Here is a 3,036-nt window from a genome sequence, read left to right as displayed (position 1 = left end):
CCGACCCATAACCCTCAATCGCAAAAACGCGCTGTTCGCGGGCCATGATGAGGGCGGCCACACCTGGGCACGCATGGCCTCGCTTATTGAAACCTGCAAGCTGAACGCTGTCGACCCTTACGCCTACCTGCGTGCAACCCTGACAGCTATCGCCAACCGCTACCCGGCGTCCCGCATCGACGACCTCATGCCCTGGGCATTCCAAAAGCAGTCAAGCTGAAACCCATACGGGTGTCAGCCACCGCTTACTGTGAACTTAACGTATAGCCTGTTTGAACTTGGATATGATGCGCGACTTGAGGCCGCCGACACCCTCTTTCAGTTTTCTGACACGGATCGCGGTAACATGATTGTGGAGCTCCTCGGCGAGCTTCCTAAGCAGGTTGCCGAGATCGGTGGTGCCGGGCCAGTTAGTTTTCAGGAGTTGGTCAGCACGATTGGCAATAGGACGGCCGCCACTAATGCGGACATGGCTGAGACCCTTCGCAAATTGTCAGATGGACGCGAGATCGACGTTCTCCGTCAGGACGGCGGTCAGAAGCGGCCTGGGGCTCAGATTGCACTGAACGACCGGCTACGACTGTCTAAACAACTGAAGTTTTTCATCTGATCGTTACGGGTTCGGTTTCCGGTATCTCCGCCAAAACCCCGCTGCTGCCAACTCTGGTGTCAAACTGTGCCAACTCTGGTGGCGAGCCACACCGGTTCAATTCGGCTGCCATTGCGCGTAGCGTGACTTGCCCCTGCGCCCGGATGTCCTCCAGCACCGGGGCTAGCCCTTTTGCGAAGGCCTCGGCATTGGCCGAGACCGCCTCCCTGAGGGCCACAGCGCCCTTCCCAGCGCGTTTGAGGGCCTCTGCACCATTGGGGTTGCCGAGCATCACTCCGCGCGCCTTGGCCACGGCCAGGGCCTCCTTGGTGCGGCGGGAGATCGCCTCGCGTTCGGCTTGAGCCACGAGGCCCATGATGCCCACGGTCAGGTCATTGGCCTCGGGCATGTCGACGGCGATGAAACACTGCTCCAAAGCAGCTCCGATTGGTTATGACGTGCTAGTCTGGTGCATATCGCCTGTCGAGAGGGCGGATCACACAAAGGAAACTCGCACGCAAATGACAGAACCCCATGACATCGCCGGAAATGCCGCGCTCACCATCTGTGAGTCCCTGATGCTGGCACTCAATGACCTCGACATCATTCCAGAAAAGAAGATCATGGGCATTCTGAAGGACGCAGCAACGACCCATGAAAACGTTCCGCATGACGACGGTCGCGCGCCGATGCACAAAGAAGTAGCGCTCCTGATCCACAAGATCATTGATGGCCGAAATTCCGTCCGCCGCCCCTGATCGCTTGCCGTGCCGCGAGGCGGGTCTTTCCCGTAACGGCAGCCGCTTATTCTGCTTATCTCAGCCTCTCAATGAGGTTTCGGACATTCAACACCTGCCACTGTCCGCCCCGTCGCGTCTGCATCCCTCGCCAGTTCAATTCGGCTGCCAAGGCTCTAAGCGTAAGATGTCCACCAGCACGGATATCCACCAGCGTCGGCGCCAGCCTCTCTGCGAATCTATCCGCATTGGCGGTAACCGTCCACCTGAGCGCCACAGCACCCTTCCCAGCCAGTTGGACCGTCTCGGCCCCTGCTCGTGTTGCCCAGCTGCACACCGCGCGCCTTGGCCACGGCCAGGGCCTCTTTGGTGCGGCGGGAGATCGCCTCACCTTCGGCTTGAGCGACCAACGCTATGATGCCGACGGTCAGGTCGTTCGCCTCGGGCATGTCCCCAGCGTGGGCATCGGATGTCGGTTTCAGCCCAAACCCGCCCTTCGAGTCCACTTCCGTGCCGCAGTGTGGCTCCCCAGACTTGTCATTCAGGCTTGCCGACGCATTGCCGAACGGACAACGTCAGCCTAGTGGGGCATTATAGTATCTCTTAATGTGCTCCTTTTTGAAGATAAGGTACGAAAGGTGTCTTCTATGAAGAATTTCCCGATCGTTTGTGTCGGCGGATCTGCTGGCGGACTTGACGCCTACACGCGGCTTTTGAAAAATCTGCCAGCCGATCTGGGCGTCGCAATTGTTATCGTAAATCACCTGCGAACCGTGTCTACGTTGTTGCACGAAATTCTGCCACGCTACACGCCAATGCCGGTGGAGCTGATATCAGACCGATTGGACGTTCGCCCGAATTGTGTGTTCATTATTCCGGAAAAACGTGACCTCCACGTCCTGAACGGGGAGTTTCGCCTGAGACCGATCTCGAAGCCGAGGGGGTGGCCCGATGTCATCACTGTCTTCCTGCGCTCGCTTACGGAGAACTGGACCGGCCAACTGGTCGCGGTCATCGTTTCGGGATACGATGGTGATGGGGCAGCCGCGTTATGTGGTATCAAAGATGTTGGGGGCATCACGATTGCTCAGAAGCTCGAAACAGCCGTTCAGCCTGATATGCCGCAGAGCGCAATAGAAAGCGGCTGCATCGACTTCATCCTGTCGCCCGAAGAAATCGCGAAGCAGATTAGGCTGATTGCGGACCGGGCGGACGGTTGATGCCGCCGAAAGCCGGTAGCCATTCGCCCGCCGCGAAATGTGGGGATTGACTGACATTCCGGTTGCCTGTGTTTTCACAGGCCAGATGCCCCAAATGCAACCGGCGGCTCTCAAGATATTCGGCTGACGCGGTATCAAACCGGCGCAAGCCTGCTTTCCGCCCTTTGCGAGCGCGCTTACTACGCTAGCCGCTTCAGAAGATTCGTCACATTCGACACCTGCCACTGCCCACCGCGCCTTGTCGTAAGCGGTGGCTGACACCCGTATGGGTTTCAGCTTGACTGCTTTTGGAATGCCCAGGGCATGAGGTCGTCGATGCGGGACGCCGGGTAGCGGTTGGCGATAGCTGTCAGGGTTGCACGCAGGTAGGCGTAAGGGTCGACAGCGTTCAGCTTGCAGGTTTCAATAAGCGAGGCCATGCGTGCCCAGGTGTGGCCGCCCTCATCATGGCCCGCGAACAGCGCGTTTTTGCGATTGAGGGTTATGGGTC

The 3,036-nt window shown here is 58.6% G+C and carries 6 protein-coding genes; 4 read left to right on the top strand and 2 right to left on the bottom strand.

The window, feature by feature from the left end; all coding sequences use genetic code 11:
* Positions 1-220 (top strand): transposase domain-containing protein (locus AC1DZT_RS25265; protein WP_478009277.1); only part of this gene is annotated, 220 nt, incomplete at its 5' end.
* A 30-nt stretch (positions 221-250) separates the two neighbouring features.
* Complete coding sequence (locus AC1DZT_RS25260; protein WP_478009411.1) at positions 251-610, top strand: hypothetical protein; 360 nt, start codon at positions 251-253, stop codon at positions 608-610.
* Here AC1DZT_RS25260 and AC1DZT_RS25255 read toward each other — a convergent pair.
* Complete coding sequence (locus tag AC1DZT_RS25255; RefSeq protein ID WP_478009410.1) at positions 603-1,025, bottom strand: recombinase family protein; 423 nt, start codon at positions 1,023-1,025, stop codon at positions 603-605. The genes AC1DZT_RS25260 and AC1DZT_RS25255 overlap by 8 nt on opposite strands.
* Before the next feature lie 85 nt (positions 1,026-1,110).
* On the opposite strand from AC1DZT_RS25255, the gene AC1DZT_RS25250 reads away from it, so the two are divergent.
* Complete coding sequence (locus AC1DZT_RS25250) at positions 1,111-1,347, top strand: hypothetical protein (RefSeq protein ID WP_478001000.1); 237 nt, start codon at positions 1,111-1,113, stop codon at positions 1,345-1,347.
* Between the two features lie 626 nt (positions 1,348-1,973).
* Positions 1,974-2,546, top strand: coding sequence for a chemotaxis protein CheB (locus AC1DZT_RS25245; RefSeq protein ID WP_478009409.1), 573 nt, complete (start codon positions 1,974-1,976; stop codon positions 2,544-2,546).
* A 272-nt stretch (positions 2,547-2,818) separates the two neighbouring features.
* On the opposite strand, the gene AC1DZT_RS25240 is transcribed toward AC1DZT_RS25245, so the two are convergent.
* Positions 2,819-3,036 (bottom strand): transposase domain-containing protein (locus AC1DZT_RS25240; RefSeq protein ID WP_478002505.1); only part of this gene is annotated, 218 nt, incomplete at its 5' end.

The organism is Rhodobacter sp. P1_C2 (assembly GCF_056406375.1).
Note: the sequence above shows the minus strand (reverse complement) of the source record. Positions and strands in the feature narration are given on the sequence as shown.